Origin of the sequence: Vibrio sp. J2-4 (assembly GCF_021728155.1) — a bacterium.
Taxonomy (GTDB): Bacteria; Pseudomonadota; Gammaproteobacteria; order Enterobacterales; family Vibrionaceae; genus Vibrio; species Vibrio diabolicus.
The window spans coordinates 246,071-261,831 of record NZ_JAKKCN010000004.1 but is presented as its reverse complement, the minus strand read 5'-3'; the positions used below and the strand labels follow the sequence as shown (position 1 = coordinate 261,831).

The window sequence follows — 15,761 nt, the reverse complement described above, 5'->3', positions numbered from 1 at the left end:
AAGTCCTTAATAGCCGCCTCAACCCTGTGCCGCTCAACTTATTTCTCTGAAATACTCATGGAGAGCGAGCAGTGAAAACCACTTCAAGTCTGATTGCCTTAGCTGCAATTACTTCAACTTCAGCGTTTGCTGCTGAAAACCCATTAACTATTTATACCTACGATTCTTTTGCCGCAGATTGGGGGCCGGGTCCTAAAATCGAGCAAGCTTTTGAAGCAAAATGTGGCTGTGACGTTAACTTCGTGGCGTTGGACGATGGTGTGTCGATCCTGAATCGTCTTCGTCTTGAAGGCGGTAATAGCAAAGCCGACATCGTGTTAGGTTTGGATAACAACCTGATGGCAGAAGCGAAGAAAACCGGTCTGCTTACCGAGCACAATGTGGATACGGCCAACACAGTGTTACCAAATGGTTGGAGCGACACGACGTTTGTACCGTACGATTACGGCTACTTCGCGTTTGTGTACAACACAGAGAAACTGGCTAATCCGCCGAAAAGCATGAAAGAGCTGGTGGAAACGCGCGACGATTTGAAAGTGATTTATCAAGATCCGCGTACGTCAACGCCGGGCCAAGGCTTGATGCTGTGGATGAAATCCATCTATGGCGACGATGTGACGCAAGCGTGGCAGAAGCTAGCGAGCAAAACCGTAACGGTCACGAAAGGTTGGTCAGAAGCGTATTCCATGTTCCTTAACGGCGAGTCGGACTTAGTGCTTTCTTACACTACGTCACCTGCGTACCACTTAATTGCGGAAAACGATTCAAAGTTTGCGACGGCGAATTTTGCTGAAGGTCACTACATGCAAGTTGAAGTCGCCGCTAAAGTGAAAGGGGCAAAAAATTCAGAACTTGCTGATCAATTTATGAATTTCATTTTAAGTGATGAGTTCCAGTCAGCGATGCCAACGGGTAACTGGATGTACCCTGTTACTGACGTTGAGTTACCTAAAGGTTTTGAAACCTTGAGCGTTCCAAACCAGTCGTTGAGCTTTAGTGCTGATGAAGTGGCAAAAATGCGTAAGTCTTGGATTCGCGAATGGCAAAGCGCACTGACGTTTTAGCTGACGTTCCACCCCTCATCTGAATGAGATAGGTTTTACCTTTGAATTCTGTTCCAAAAATAGGTTTAGGGGTCGCGATGATCATCGCGACCTTTGTTGTTTCTGCCCTAGGTGCTTTGATGGTTCAAGCCCCTTCACTTGATGTGTCAGTGGTATGGGACGACCCGTATTATCAACATGTCACCAAGTTCAGCTTCTACCAAGCTTTTCTTTCCACATTGCTCAGTGTTGGCTTTGCCATTCCAGTTGCGCACGCGCTTTCACGTCGCCAATTTTGGGGTAAGTCATTACTGCTTAAGCTGTTTGCATCGACGCTAGTTTTGCCTGTTTTGGTTGGTGTTTTCGGGCTATTAGCGATTTATGGCAACAGCGGTTTGTTAGCGCAGTGGCTACAGAGTTTCGATAGCAAACTGCCATTTTCTATTTACGGTTTGAACGGCATTTTACTCGCCCATGTGTTCTTTAATTTACCTTACGCGGCGCGCTTGCTGTTGCAAGCATTAGAATCTATTCCTGCCGAGCAACATAAGCTGTGTGCGCATTTAGGTATGAACCATTGGAATAAGTTTCGTTGGGTGGAATGGCCGCGTTTAAGACAGCAACTTCCCCACGTTTGTGGTTTGGTATTTATGCTGTGTTTTACCAGTTTCGCCACTGTAATGGCATTGGGGGGCGGGCCAAAATCCACCACCATTGAATTGGCAATTTACCAAGCGATTAAGTTTGATTTTGATTTACAAGCTGGGGCGTTATTGGCGCTGTGGCAGATGCTGTTATGTGGACTGCTTGCGATTGGAGTGCAGAAGTTAACAAAGCCTGTTTCTATCAGTGCTGGCAGCACATCGGTACAGCAATATTTAACGAAGGATCATGGGTGGTCAAAAGCTTGGGATAGCTTTTGGATCATAGGTGCCTTTTTATTGGTGATACCACCGTTATTGATGGTGTTACTGAGTGGCATCAACCAACAAGTTTGGACGGTGTTAACCGATGAACGTTTTTGGTCTGCGTTATCTAACTCACTCAAAGTGGCAGGGTTAGCCAGTGCGCTTGCGGTCGCTGCAGGGGTGTCCATACTATTGACCAGTCGCCGTTGGCGGTTGCAGTACAAAAACACGCGAGCCGATCAGATTGAGTTAATCGGCACCATTATTTTGGTGACTCCAGGTCTGGTGATTAGCACCGGTTTATTCTTACTACTGCGCGCATTTACCGATGTTTTTAGCTTGGCATTTTTTGTCGTGATTTTGGTGAACGGTTTGATGGCTTTGCCTTACGTGATCAAAACGCTAGCGCAACCGATGCTGCACATTGAGCAACAGTATCAGTATGTATGTGCCAGCTTAGGCATGCGTGGTTGGCAACGATTTAAAGTGGTGGAGTGGCAGGCGCTACGCAAGCCGTTTGCACATGCGTTTGCGATTAGCTTTATGTTTGCAATAGGGGATTTAAGTGCCATCGCACTGTTTGGTGGACAAGAGTTTCGTACCTTACCTCTGTATTTGTTCCAGTTGCTTGGCAGTTATCAGATGGACGCAGCAGCGGTGGTATCGGTGACCCTATTGTTGTTGAGTGTGGGCTGTTTTGTCTTGATTGAGAAAGTATTGAAAACGAAGGAGAGAGCGTAATGTTAGTGTTGGATGATGTGCAGTACACCTACCAACGTGAACTGTTTCGTTTTGACTTAACGATTGAGCAAGGTCAGATAGTGTCGCTGATGGGACCAAGTGGAGCTGGAAAATCGACGTTGCTAGCGTTGGTGGCTGGGTTTATCCATCCTGACCAAGGTGACATTCGGGTTGATGGTGAGTCTATTGTGCGTAAAGAGCCTTATCAGCGTCCTTTCTCCATGCTGTTCCAAGAGCATAACTTGTTTTCTCACTTGTCGGTGCGTGACAACATTGGCTTAGGTTTACACCCAGGGCTAAAGCTCACGGTAGACCAAAAACGTCAGGTTGAACAAGCTGCGCAGCAAGTTGGCGTTGCAGAGTACCTCGACCGTTTGCCTGAGCACCTTTCTGGAGGGCAGCGTCAACGTGTTGCCTTGGCGCGTTGTTTTGTTCAGCCTCATCCCATGTGGCTGTTGGATGAGCCTTTCTCGGCGCTTGATCCGGTTTTACGTGAAGAGATGCTGAGCTTGGTAAAAAAACTGGCGGCAGAGCGGGGAATAACCGTATTGATGGTCACGCACCATTTAAGCGATGCCAAAGCCATTGCCAGCCACTTTGTGTTTGTGGCTGATGGCAAAGTGGAAGCGGCGGATAGTATGTCTGCATTGAGTGAGCAGCATGCGAGTGAGAAGCTTGCGGCATTTATCCGAGCCGCACGCTAATGCTCAATGGTGGCTGGGTTATGCTTCTCCGCAACACAAACCATGTCGAGGACCAAATTCAAATTGAGATCTTAGGCTCATGATATGGTCAATCATCGCTTGTACTCGTCGCGTTCGGTTTGCGCCAGGACGATAGACTAAATAAATGGGCATTGGTACCGTGTGCCATTGAGGTAAGACTCTGACTAAGGAGCCATTTTTCAGCTCTTGCGTCATGTTTTGCATAGGTAAGTTAGCGATTCCCAATCCTTTGAGCGCGCCTTTTAATACCGCTTCTACGGTGGTGCTAGAGAAGTTACTGCTTACTGAGACGTTGACCGTGTTGTCCTGCGAAATCAACGTCCAAGGGCCTATCTCTGAAACATACTGATATCTCAAACAGTTGTGTGTTGTCAGATCTTCTGGCGTTTTAGGTACGCCACACTCAGCTAAATACTCAGGACTGGCGGCCAATACTCGGGTGGTGTAACCCAATTTTTTAGCAATCAGTCGATCATCGACGATCTGGCCGACTCGAATTGCCATATCAAAACCGTGTGAAAACAGATCAACAAAATCGTTCGATGCTTCTAACGCAATTTGTACTTTTGGCCATTGTTTTAAAAATGGTAAAAAGATGTGCTCAGCCATATACGCATCCAAGGCTGGCGGCGCAGCAATGCGAAGCCGACCTTGGATCTGCTGTTCCATTTCCTGAACGTCTTGACCAATCGAGTGAAATTCCTCAACTAAGCTTGCAGCACGCTCTAAAACCATTTGACCAGCTTCGGTAATCACCAACTTTCGGGTCGTGCGCTCTAGGAGCTTGGCTTCAAAGTGTTGTTCGAGTTTGGTTATGGCTTTACTAACAGTAGATTTTGGTAGGTTTAACTCCGCCGCGCACTTGGTTAAGCTCAGTAGCCGACAGCTTGTGACAAAGATAGAGAGCGTCCTAAAGTCAATTGTTTCTAAATTTCGAACAATCACTTTCAATTATCCATATTGTTTCAATATTGATCTGATTATAGTCTGGCTCTTCATCCTTAGCCATCAAGTTATTGTCATTTGAGGTAAACAACATGTCCAACTCTGTAGACTTATTTTCTCCTATCGAACTCGGTCAATTAGCATTAGATAACCGTGCCATTATGGCCCCTTTAACGCGCGCTCGTGCCAGCGCAGATCATATCCCGAATGACCTTATGGTTGAGTACTATGCTCAACGCGCGAGTGCTGGACTTATCATTGCTGAATGCACCATGGTGATGGAAGGAACGTCTGCTTTTATGGCAGAACCGGGCATTTATAACGAAGAACAAATTGCAGCTTGGAAAAAGGTAACGGATGCGGTTCATGAGAGAGGCGGTAAGATCGTATTGCAAATTTGGCATGCGGGACGCGCTTGTCATCCTGAACTGAATGATGGGAAAACGCCTGTTGCAGCGAGCGCACTAGCCATTCGTGATGAGTTAGTCCATACCCCTTCCGGTAAGCAAGCATATACGGTACCACGAGCACTCGAAGTGGATGAGATAGCTTCTATTGTGGCGGCGTTTAAGCAAGGTGCGGAAAACGCCAAGAAAGCAGGCTTTGATGGTGTGGAGATACATGGCGCCAATGGTTATCTTATCGATAACTTTCTTCGTGATGGTTCGAATTTACGTACTGATGAATACGGTGGCTCAGTCGAAAATCGTGCCCGTTTTTTACTTGAGATAGTTAAAGAAGTGGTCGAGGTATGGGGACCTGGAAGAGTAGGGCTGCGCACATCACCATTAAATGGATTTAATGACATGAAAGACAGCGATCCGGTTGGCTTGGTTCGTTACTTAGCTAAGCAACTTAATGCTTTCGATCTTGCTTATTGGCACGTGATGCGTGCGGATCTAAAGGGCGTACAAAAAGCAGATGTTCTCAAGCCAGCACGCGAAAACTATCAAGGTTACCTAATGGCCAACGTGGGCTACAGTGCACAAGAAGCGACAACGGCAATTGCAGAAAATCAAGTTGATGTGGTCGCATTTGGCGTTCCATTTATCGCCAACCCTGATTTAGTTGAGCGATTTAAGAAAAATGCACCTCTTAATGAGGCAAAACCTGAGCACTTTTATTTAGGTGGAGCAGAAGGTTATACCGATTACCCAGTAATGGCATAATCCTTACTTGTTCAATATAAAAAGGACGCTAATGTTAGCGTCCTTTTTCGTTTCTTTAGTTGTTTAACCTTGCGGTTTCACGACCATCACATTGATTGGAGAATATTCCACGACCTTACTTGCGACAGAGCCAAGCATTACTTTATTGATTTTAGAACGCTTGTGACTTGGCATAATGATGAGATCAGCGCCCAAGCGCTCTGCATAATCAAGAATCGTCGCGTAGGCTTTGCCCTCAGCAACATGCACTTGGTACACCACATCTTCAGCAATATGCTTATTGGCAAAAGCTTTTAATTGCTGCTTCACGTCTTGCTTCATTTTGGCTGCTGCATCTTTTGGGAAGTATGTAGCAACCATCGACATGTGAATACCAGGTAGTACTGTTAGAAGGTGGATTTGCGCATTCGCTTGCTTTGCCTGCCAAACCGCTAGTTCAACCGCTCGGTCTGAAAAGCCTTGGTCATTTAGATCAACCGGAACAAGAATTTGTTTGTACATTCAATGTCTCTCACTAAGGCCCCTTGTCCTCGGGGCCAAATCGGTTATGCGCTCAATTGTTCCTTACGAGCACGACGTTTTTGGTTCATGGCAAGCACCAGCAAAATCATTAAGCATGGCACAAATACCCATTCTTTCATCGGACGTTCTGCATCTTGGATAACCCACTTGATCTCCCAATCAAAGTCGATACCTGCAGACTCTGCCGGGCTACCAAACTCGACCATATCGACAATCATTTTGTTGTCGCTTTCGGTCAGCATCAGACCCATAGACGAAATGCGTGCTTCCGCTGTTGTCGCACTGTCTTCGAATGGAAGACGAACCGTTTTCTCGATGTAGTCGCCTTCAAGGTTTTCGCCGGCAACACGTAGCTCCAATGATTCTCCTACATTTAGCGTTTCCGTGATTTGAGCTACCTCAACGCCAGGAGAAAGAACTTTCGCTGGATACAGCATGTCCCACCAAAAACCAGGACGGAAAAACGAAAATGTCAGTACTAATAATAGAACGGTTTCCCACCACTTGTTACGCGTGAACCACCATCCTTGTGTTGCGGCGGAGAAGATCAGCATCGCAATGATCGATGAGATGACAGTGAGTGCTAAATGCCACCAAGAGTCTATCCCCATCAACAGTAGCTGGGTATTGAACACAAACATGAATGGCAAAATGGCGGTTCGAATATCGTAAGTAAAGCCTTGGATACCTGTACGAATTGGGTCTGATTTAGCAATCGCAGCCGCCGCAAATGCCGCAAGACCTACGGGTGGGGTGTCGTCGGCCAAAATACCAAAGTAGAAAACGAACAAGTGCACCGCAATGAGTGGGATGATCAAGCCATGTGCTGCACCTAGCGTGACAATAACCGGTGCCATCAACGTAGATACTACGATGTAGTTCGCCGTTGTCGGTAGACCCATCCCAAGAACCAAGCTGATTATTGCGGTAAACAGCAGCATAAGAATGATGCTACCGCCAGAGATAAACTCAACGAAGTCCGTCATGACCAGGCCGATACCCGTTAGGGTGACGACCCCAACTACGGTACCTGCCGCTGCCGTTGCAACGCCGATACCAATCATATTGCGAGCGCCAGCAACCAAGCTCTCAGCCAGATCGACGAAGCCATCTTTGGTTTGCTGCATCATGTCACCTTGCTTTGATAACAGAGCAATCAATGGACGCTGAGTCAGCAAAATGAAAATCATGAACACCGTTGCCCAGAATGCTGAAAGACCTGGCGAGAAGCGCTCTACAGTCAGACACCAAACCAATACAACGATAGGCAGTAGATAGTGCAAACCAGATTTAACCGTTGGGCCAGGATCTGGTACTTCTGTTAACTCTGCATCAATCTCAATTGCGCCATCTTGCACGTGATTTGCTGAGATCTTCACCAAGCCAACGTACGCAATTAACAGGGCAACCGTAACAATTGGCGTCGCGGCATCACCAAAGACATCTTTCGTCCAACCCACTCCGTAGTAAACCAATGCGCTGATCACACACAGTCCTAAGATTGTGCCAGTAAAGGAAAGCAAACTTTGCACTAACGTTGGGTTGTGGCGACGAGGAAGACCTGTCATACCCGCTTTACACGCCTCAAGGTGAACGATGTAAATCAAAGCGATGTAAGAGATAAGTGCCGGAAGTAGGGCAGCCTTAATCACCTCAACGTATGAGATACCGACATATTCCACCATCAAGAATGCCGCTGCGCCCATGATTGGTGGTGTTAACTGACCATTAGTTGAGGCGGCAACTTCAACGGCTCCCGCTTTGGTGCCCGGAAAACCGACACGTTTCATCAATGGGATGGTAAAGGTACCAGTGGTTACCACGTTTGCGATTGAAGAGCCAGAAACAAGCCCGGATAAACCAGATGCAACAACGGCCGCTTTTGCAGGACCACCTTTCATATGACCCAGTAAAGAAAAGGCGACTTTAATGAAGTAAGCACCTGCGCCAGCACGTTCCAGCATGGCGCCAAACAATACAAACAAGAACACAAAAGAGGTTGAAACGCCTAATGCGACACCGAATACACCTTCCGTTGTTAGCCATAAGTGAGACATGGCCTTGTTTAAGCTCGCTCCTTTATGCGCGATAACATCGGGCATGTAAGGGCCGGCAAAGGTGTAAGTAAGGAAGACAGCAGCAACCACCATCAGTGGTGGACCGAGCGCTCGGCGCGTTGCTTCTAAAAGGAGAACCATACCGATGACAGCAACGACGATATCTACCGTTGTTGGTGCACCGGAACGTCCAGCTAGCTCGGTATAAAAAAGGTAAATATATGCCGCAGAAAAACTACCTGCTAGCGCCAATATCCAATCGACAAGAGGGATATGATCGCGAGGGGAATTTTTCATCGCTGGATAAGCAGTGAAAGCCAAGAAGATCGCGAAAGTGAGGTGGATTGATCGCGCTTCCGTGTCGTTCAGTACGCCGAAATTAAAAATAAATGGTAGCGGAGATGCGTACCATAATTGAAATAGTGACCAACACAGAGGAACAAACCAAAGGATTCGTCCTTGCATTCCCGAGGGGCTACGTGCACCTGTGTCTGCCTGAGCCACCATTTCTTGCACATCTTGTGACGGAGCTTGATTCGTCGCCATGTACTTTTTCCTTATTATTGATGGTCCTGTCGGATTTTTATCGAGAACCACACTTCGCCTTTATCAGTGTAGCGAATGGAGCGAAGTTTGCTTTCGAGTATTTTGCTGCCTGAACTCAAAGTGTTGAATTTTGGAGACTCTGCTAGGCGGCGTTTAAGTTTTTCTTGGGTATGAACTCGCAATTTTCGGAAGAAAACTGGCGAATGAAGCATGCAGTTAGCACGTGCTACAACCTGCATGCTCAAACAGGCAGAAAACCATCTTTTCCTGCCTGTGAGTTTGGAGTCTGAGGAAGTTACTTAAGTAGACCCACTTCTTTGTAGTATTTTTCTGCACCTGGGTGAAGAGGGATAGATAGACCCGCTTTCACCATGTCTTCTTTTTTCAGGTTTGCAAACGCAGGGTGTAGACGTTTGAACGTATCGAAGTTTTCAAACACGGCTTTTGCAACGTTGTAAGCGACATCGTCTGAAACGTCTGCTGTTGTAACCATCGTTGCCGCAACACCAAAGCTGTTTACGTCTTTGTCTGTGCCACGATACATGCCAGCTGGCACTGAGCTAAAGGCGTAGTATGGGTTATCAGCAACAATCTTATCGATTTTCGGGCCTGTTGCAGAAACTAGCTTAGCATCACATGATGTTGTTGCTTCTTTGATTGAACCGTTCGGGTGACCCACCATGTAAATGAATGCGTCAATTTTGTTGTCACAAAGTGCTTGAGAACGCTCAGAGCCCTTTAGCTCAGAAGCCAATTTGAAGCTGTCGTTTGTCCAGCCCATCGCTTCCATAACAACGCCCATGGTTGCACGGTCACCAGAGCCAGGGTTACCGATGTTTACGCGCTTACCTTTTAGGTCTTCAACGTTTTCGATACCTGAATCTGCACGAGCAATGATGTTGAAAGGTTCTGTATGAAGAGAGAACATTGCACGTAGCTTTTTGTACGGGCCTTGTTCCGCAAACTTACTCGTACCGTTGTAGCCGTGGTACTGCCAATCCGATTGCACGATACCAAAATCTAACTCGCCAGCACGGATAGTGTTAACGTTGTAAATAGAGCCGCCAGTCGATTCTACTGAACAACGAATGTTGTGTTCTTTACGACCTTTATTGACCAATTTACAGATAGCACCACCAGTAGGGTAGTAAACACCTGTAACAGAGCCAGTACCGATAGTAATAAACTCTTGAGCGTTAACTGCGCCTGCACCCATTACTGCTGCAGCGATAGCGCCTACTTTGAGAAGTTTGTTAAATGCCATGAATTTCCCTTCCTTATATTCATTATTTACCCGGAAATAACCATAAATCACTTCTGGAGTTTCCTATTTGGAAACGGCATCTTTTCCAATCCAATCGTTTGAAAAAGCGAGCGAATCATAACAAAAAATTGGCAGAAAATTATCCAATTGTTAAATGTTATAGTTGATAAGTCTGAATCTTGTGCAGGAGGATAGTGTTAGATTTGTGATTTAATTCTTTTTATAACAAACACTTAATAAGTATTAAGTGAACGAAGTGAAAAAGATCAATTGCGTGATGTTAATCACAAAATAGGTGGTTAAATAATGGTCTGGATAAGCAAAGAATTTACATAAATCATGGGCTACAAAATGAGATTTCTTTTATAGCCCACAAAGAGTTAGCTGATCTAAATGTGAAAGAACTTAGCCAGTGTATTCGAACAGTTCACACACTGATTTGAACAACTGTTCAGTCGTAATCGCCATCGTTGGAGTGATAAAGATAGTGTCATCACCTGCAACAACACCAAGAATACCTTCGGATTTACCCAGTGAGTCAAGCAAGCGAGCAATCAACTGCGCAGCACCAGGGCCAGTATGGATAACAACTAATGCCGCGTTATGGTCAATGTCTAGCACCAGTTCACGCAAAGAGCTGCTTACAGTCGGTACGCCTAGCTCAGCAGGAAGGCAGTAAACCATTTCCATTTTTGCATTGCGTGTGCGGACGGCGCCAAATTTAGTCAGCATGCGTGATACTTTCGATTGGTTAATGCTTTCAAATCCTTGTTGTTTGAGTGCATCAACAATCTCACCCTGTGAGCCAAAGCTCTCTTCTTTTAATAGGGCTTTAAAGGCGCGGACTAAGTTGTCTTGTTTTTCTGAATTGCGCATAGTCATTACGAATCTCTTATTACGGGTCAGCAATTTTGCATATTCTCGCATATATATTCATGCGGTGCCAAAGAGTCCCAGTATTATGTTAGTTACGTCACTGTAAACTATATACCACATGGAATTCTTTAACTATATGAAGTAGGGCTGTTTTTGTTTTCTTGAATTCCTTGTCATTTCAACAGAATAAAAGAATAATCCAAGCCCCATTTGTAGCACGGTAACAGCGAGTTGCGCGAGGTCGCAAAGCTAGCGTTAATTGATTGTAATCAAGTTGTGATTCCGATAGCTTTATTTAAGTTGGTTACAAACTACCCTACGAATACGTTTATAAGAGAAATACTCTCAAGGAGAACTACATGAAAGTAGCCGTTATTGGTGCCGCTGGTGGCATCGGGCAAGCCCTGGCCCTTCTACTTAAGAACCGTCTTCCTGCTGGTTCTGATTTAGCCCTATACGATATTGCTCCAGTAACTCCTGGTGTGGCTGCTGATCTTAGCCACATCCCGACGCCAGTTTCTATCAAAGGTTACGCGGGTGAAGATCCTACTCCAGCACTAGAAGGTGCGGATGTTGTGCTGATTTCTGCAGGTGTTGCTCGTAAGCCTGGTATGGATCGCGCGGATCTATTCAATGTAAATGCTGGTATCGTTAAGTCGCTAGCGGAGAAGATTGCGGTTGTTTGTCCGAAAGCTTGTGTTGGTATCATCACAAACCCGGTAAATACAACAGTGCCAATTGCCGCTGAAGTACTTAAAAAAGCGGGTGTTTACGATAAGCGTCGCTTGTTCGGTGTAACAACACTTGACGTTATCCGTTCAGAAACATTCGTTGCAGAGCTAAAAGACAAAGATCCAGGTGACATTCGCGTACCTGTTATCGGTGGTCACTCTGGCGTAACGATCTTACCTCTACTGTCTCAAGTGGAAGGCGTTGAGTTTACAGCTGAAGAAGTAGAAGCATTAACGAAACGTATTCAAAACGCAGGTACCGAAGTTGTAGAAGCGAAAGCGGGTGGTGGTAGTGCAACACTATCAATGGGCCAAGCTGCATGTCGCTTTGGTCTGTCTCTAGTTCGTGCTCTTCAAGGTGAAGAAGGCGTAGTTGAATGTGCATACGTTGAAGGCGACGGTGAGCACGCGACTTACTTCGCACAGCCTGTGAAACTAGGTAAAGAAGGCGTAGAAGAAGTACTAAGCTACGGCAAACTCAGCGACTACGAAAAGTCTGCACTAGACGGTATGCTAGAAACACTAAATGGCGACATCAATATTGGTGTTGAATTCGCAAAGTAATCTAGAAAGCCCGAATAAGAAGAAAGCCGATCAAAATGATCGGCTTTTTTGATCTTTGGCTTCTCTGCTTCGTAAAATTACTTGATCAAAACAACGTGGTGAAGGAGAAGATGATGGAAGCAAGTCGAATCCGTAAAGGCATGGTTGTTGAATGCCAGCAGGGCGTAGGTACGATATTGGTGGTCGACCGTGAAGCAGAGACGGTACTGTTGTCGAAACAAGGTTCTGATCAGCAGATTGCGGTTAGCTTTGATGAAATAGAAGATGACCCACAACTGCATGGCGGTAGTGACAGATATTACTAGCGCTTATCACGGCATTAGGTATCAGATACAAAAAAGGAAGAGCTTGCTCTTCCTTGTTGTTTTAAGTCTTGCGTATGGGTTGCTATGATTACTTCGTGCGTTGTACCGCGACATGAGCCAGAGTAATAAGCGCTTGCTTGTATTCAGATTCCGGCAATACTGATAGTTCTTCGATTGCTTTGTCTGCTTCTTCTAGTGCTTTTTGCGTCGTGTATTCCAGAGATCCGGCCTCTTTCATCACCGCGAGAATTTCTTCTAAGCGATCCATGCCATTGGCCTTCTCAATTGCTTCGCGAATCATGAGGGCATTGTCTGGCGTGGTATTACGCATAGCGTGAAGTAGAGGTAAAGTTGGCTTGCCTTCAGCCAAATCATCCCCCACATTTTTACCCATGTCTTCGCCATCAGAGGTGTAATCCATGACGTCATCAATAAGCTGAAACGCAGTACCCAAATACTTACCGTAATTTTGCATTGCGATTTCAACATGCTCAGGAGCATCGTTTAAGATTGCGCCAATTTGAGTTGCGGACTCAAATAAGCGTGCCGTCTTAGAGTAGATGACTTGCATGTAGCTTTCTTCTGTCGTGTCAGGATCGTTACAGTTCATCAACTGCTGAACTTCACCTTCGGCGATCACATTTACGGCGTTGCTCATTAGCTTAAGGATCTTCATGGATCCTAGCTCCGTCATCATTTGGAATGAGCGAGTATAGATAAAGTCCCCAACTAACACGCTAGCAGCATTGCCAAATGCAGCATTCGCAGTTGCTTTACCGCGGCGCATGTCTGATTCGTCGACCACGTCATCATGCAGCAAAGTCGCTGTATGGATGAACTCAATAAACGCAGCTGCCATGGTATGACCGTTGCCTTGGTAACCAAGTGCGCGGGCTGACAGTATCGCTAAAAGCGGTCTCAGACGTTTGCCTCCACCACTCACGATATAAAAACCGAGCTGGTTGATTAAAGAGACATCAGAATTAAGTTGGGCTTGAATTGTTTCATTCACTTTTGCCATGTCATCGGCAGTAAGCGCTTGGATAGTTTTAAAATCCATCGTATATCCGGCTGAAGTTAGACCCTGCAAGGCTTATTCGATTTATATAATTGTCGAATAATACACTAAAAAACGTTGATTAATACATTACTAAAGGGCATGATTGCCGCACTTTTCTTTGGCGATTAGCTTTTCGCCAATTTTTTCAAAATATGGCTTGTCATAGGAGCATCTATTCTGTAGAATCTGCGCCCTATTGATGATTAGTTTAGCGCACACCCTCAAGAAAGGCTGTGCGGAAAAAGCGGAGTAAAATATGTACGCTGTTTTCCAATCTGGTGGTAAACAACACCGTGTAAGCGAAGGTCAAACTCTTCGTTTAGAGAAATTAGACGTTGAAACTGGTGCAACTGTAGAATTTGATAAAGTTCTTCTTGTTGCTAACGGCGAAGACATCAAAGTTGGTGCTCCTCTTGTAGAGGGCGGCAAAATTGTTGCTGAAGTTGTACAACACGGTCGTGGCGATAAAGTTAAAATCGTTAAGTTCCGTCGTCGTAAGCACTCTCGTAAGCAACAGGGTCACCGTCAGTGGTTCACTGAAGTGAAGATCACTGGTATCAACGCTTAATCTATTAGGAGAGTTTAACAATGGCACACAAAAAAGCTGGTGGTTCTACTCGTAACGGCCGCGATTCAGAAAGCAAACGTCTAGGTGTTAAGCGTTTCGGTGGTGAATCTGTACTTGCAGGTAACATCATCGTTCGTCAACGTGGTACTAAGTTCCACGCTGGTAACAACGTAGGTATCGGTAAAGACCACACTCTATTCGCTCTTACTGAAGGTAAAGTGAAGTTCGAAGTGAAAGGTCCTAAGAACCGTAAGTTTGTAAGCATCGAAGCTGAGTAATTAGGTTTTTACCAAGTTACTTAATAGCTTTAAGCTGAATTCAAAAGCCCTGCCGAATCGGCGGGGTTTTTTATTTATGGCAGTCGACATATCGAAGTTTCTCGTTTCCACGTTATTTGTGGGCTGGGAGCTTAGATCTGTCATCTGCTAAAATTGTCAGATGACAAAGTAGATTTAATCCACGCACGAAGTAGTCGGAGTAAAAGATGAAGTTCGTAGATGAAGCGGTAGTAAAAGTTCAGGCTGGCGACGGCGGTAGCGGCGTTGTCAGTTTCTGGCGTGAAAAATTCATCACTAAAGGTGGCCCTGATGGCGGTGATGGTGGCGACGGTGGTGATGTTTATATCCAAGCCGATGAAAACCTTAACACTCTGATTGATTATCGTTTCCAGCGCTTCTACGAAGCGGAGCGTGGTGAGAATGGCCGCGGTGGTAACTGTACTGGTAAACGTGGTAAAGACATCGTTCTTCGTGTACCTGTAGGTACGCGCGCAGTGGATATCCACACAAATGAAATCGTGGCAGAAGTTGCTGAACACGGTAAGAAAGTGATGATCGCAAAAGGCGGTTGGCACGGTCTAGGTAACACGCGTTTCAAATCTTCAGTAAACCGCGCGCCTCGTCAAAGAACATTAGGCACAAAAGGTGAAGTACGTGAAATTCGCCTTGAGCTATTGCTTCTTGCTGACGTTGGTATGCTTGGTCTACCTAATGCAGGTAAATCAACCTTTATCCGCGCAGTCTCAGCAGCAAAACCAAAAGTCGCTGATTACCCATTCACGACGTTGATCCCAAGCTTGGGCGTAGTGAGTGTCGTACCAGAGAAAAGCTTTGTTGTTGCAGACATTCCAGGTCTTATCGAAGGTGCAGCAGATGGCGCTGGTCTTGGTATTCGATTCTTGAAGCACTTAGAGCGTTGCCGAGTGTTGCTGCACATGATCGATATTATGCCAATTGATCAGTCTGATCCGGTGCAAAATGCACTAACGATCATTGATGAGCTAGAGCAATACAGTGAAAAACTGGCAAGCAAGCCACGCTGGTTAGTATTCAACAAAGTTGATTTAATGCCTGAAGAAGAAGCGAATGAGAAGATCCAAGAAATCTTAGACGCACTAGGCTGGGAAGACGAGTTCTTTAAGATCTCGGCGATCAACCGCAACGGTACTAAAGAGCTTTGTTACAAACTGGCTGACTTTATGGATAATCTACCTCGCGAAGAGGAAGAAGTGGCTGAAGAAGATAAAGTTAACTTCATGTGGGATGACTACCATAAAGATGCGATGGCGGGTAAAGACGTTATCACTGAAGATGACGACGACGATTGGGATGACTGGGACGATGAAGAAGATGACGGTCACGTTGTCTACGTTCGTGACTAATCAGAACCGTCAAACAATGCCTGTTTGCCAATAATTCATTAAGCCGCAATTATTTATTGCGGCTTTTTTTGTATCTA

General features: G+C 45.7%; 15 protein-coding genes. 9 read left to right on the top strand and 6 right to left on the bottom strand.

Annotation, left to right across the window (positions count from 1 at the left end):
* Positions 1–71: 71 nt before the first annotated feature.
* Genes thiB through thiQ form a run of 3 tightly spaced genes read left to right on the top strand, consistent with a single transcriptional unit; the run spans position 72 to position 3,396 of the window.
* Positions 72–1,064 (top strand): thiamine ABC transporter substrate binding subunit, encoded by a 993-nt coding sequence (gene thiB / locus L3V32_RS15710; RefSeq protein WP_237284667.1) that lies wholly within the window; start codon positions 72–74, stop codon positions 1,062–1,064.
* Between the two features lie 41 nt (positions 1,065–1,105).
* Positions 1,106–2,692, top strand: a complete 1,587-nt coding sequence (gene thiP / locus L3V32_RS15705; RefSeq protein ID WP_237284666.1) for a thiamine/thiamine pyrophosphate ABC transporter permease ThiP — start codon at positions 1,106–1,108, stop codon at positions 2,690–2,692.
* The gene (thiQ, locus tag L3V32_RS15700; protein ID WP_046874040.1) at positions 2,692–3,396 is read left to right on the top strand and encodes a thiamine ABC transporter ATP-binding protein; all 705 of its coding nucleotides are present in this window, start codon (positions 2,692–2,694) and stop codon (positions 3,394–3,396) included. Before thiP ends, thiQ begins: the two co-directional genes overlap by 1 nt.
* Before the next feature lie 18 nt (positions 3,397–3,414).
* Here the strand turns inward: thiQ and L3V32_RS15695 are convergent, their stop codons facing one another.
* Complete coding sequence (locus tag L3V32_RS15695) at positions 3,415–4,362, bottom strand: LysR family transcriptional regulator (RefSeq protein WP_237284665.1); 948 nt, start codon at positions 4,360–4,362, stop codon at positions 3,415–3,417.
* 92 nt (positions 4,363–4,454) lie between these two features.
* Between L3V32_RS15695 and L3V32_RS15690 the strand changes: the two genes are divergently transcribed.
* Positions 4,455–5,531 carry an alkene reductase gene (locus tag L3V32_RS15690; RefSeq protein ID WP_005392308.1) on the top strand — a complete coding sequence of 359 codons (1,077 nt, stop codon included), beginning with the start codon at positions 4,455–4,457 and terminating at the stop codon, positions 5,529–5,531.
* Positions 5,532–5,594: 63 nt separating this feature from the next.
* Here L3V32_RS15690 and L3V32_RS15685 read toward each other — a convergent pair whose 3' ends face one another.
* The 4 genes from L3V32_RS15685 to argR form a co-directional block, all read right to left on the bottom strand.
* Positions 5,595–6,032, bottom strand: a complete 438-nt coding sequence (locus L3V32_RS15685; protein ID WP_005392306.1) for a universal stress protein — start codon at positions 6,030–6,032, stop codon at positions 5,595–5,597.
* 44 nt (positions 6,033–6,076) lie between these two features.
* Positions 6,077–8,656 carry a TRAP transporter permease gene (locus L3V32_RS15680; RefSeq protein WP_065644958.1) on the bottom strand — a complete coding sequence of 860 codons (2,580 nt, stop codon included), beginning with the start codon at positions 8,654–8,656 and terminating at the stop codon, positions 6,077–6,079.
* A 295-nt stretch (positions 8,657–8,951) separates the two neighbouring features.
* Positions 8,952–9,920 carry a TAXI family TRAP transporter solute-binding subunit gene (locus L3V32_RS15675; protein ID WP_005392302.1) on the bottom strand — a complete coding sequence of 323 codons (969 nt, stop codon included), beginning with the start codon at positions 9,918–9,920 and terminating at the stop codon, positions 8,952–8,954.
* 405 nt (positions 9,921–10,325) lie between these two features.
* On the bottom strand, positions 10,326–10,796 hold the full coding sequence (argR, locus tag L3V32_RS15670) for a transcriptional regulator ArgR (protein WP_031780246.1): 471 nt from the start codon (positions 10,794–10,796) through the stop codon (positions 10,326–10,328).
* A gap of 359 nt (positions 10,797–11,155) precedes the next feature.
* On the opposite strand from argR, the gene mdh reads away from it, so the two are divergent.
* Together mdh and L3V32_RS15660 are read left to right on the top strand one after the other, a co-directional pair.
* Positions 11,156–12,091 (top strand): malate dehydrogenase, encoded by a 936-nt coding sequence (gene mdh / locus L3V32_RS15665; protein WP_005392300.1) that lies wholly within the window; start codon positions 11,156–11,158, stop codon positions 12,089–12,091.
* Between the two features lie 113 nt (positions 12,092–12,204).
* Positions 12,205–12,396, top strand: a complete 192-nt coding sequence (locus L3V32_RS15660; RefSeq protein ID WP_005392299.1) for a hypothetical protein — start codon at positions 12,205–12,207, stop codon at positions 12,394–12,396.
* Positions 12,397–12,484: 88 nt separating this feature from the next.
* On the opposite strand, the gene ispB is transcribed toward L3V32_RS15660, so the two are convergent.
* Positions 12,485–13,456, bottom strand: a complete 972-nt coding sequence (gene ispB / locus L3V32_RS15655; RefSeq protein WP_005392297.1) for an octaprenyl diphosphate synthase — start codon at positions 13,454–13,456, stop codon at positions 12,485–12,487.
* A 256-nt stretch (positions 13,457–13,712) separates the two neighbouring features.
* On the opposite strand from ispB, the gene rplU reads away from it, so the two are divergent.
* From rplU to cgtA, 3 genes are all read left to right on the top strand, one after another.
* Complete coding sequence (gene rplU / locus L3V32_RS15650; RefSeq protein WP_005383096.1) at positions 13,713–14,024, top strand: 50S ribosomal protein L21; 312 nt, start codon at positions 13,713–13,715, stop codon at positions 14,022–14,024.
* Positions 14,025–14,044: 20 nt separating this feature from the next.
* A complete protein-coding gene (rpmA, locus tag L3V32_RS15645; RefSeq protein ID WP_005383095.1) occupies positions 14,045–14,302 on the top strand; it encodes a 50S ribosomal protein L27 in 258 nt (85 codons plus the stop codon).
* A gap of 206 nt (positions 14,303–14,508) precedes the next feature.
* Positions 14,509–15,684 carry an Obg family GTPase CgtA gene (gene cgtA / locus L3V32_RS15640; RefSeq protein ID WP_109168750.1) on the top strand — a complete coding sequence of 392 codons (1,176 nt, stop codon included), beginning with the start codon at positions 14,509–14,511 and terminating at the stop codon, positions 15,682–15,684.
* Positions 15,685–15,761 lie beyond the last annotated feature (77 nt).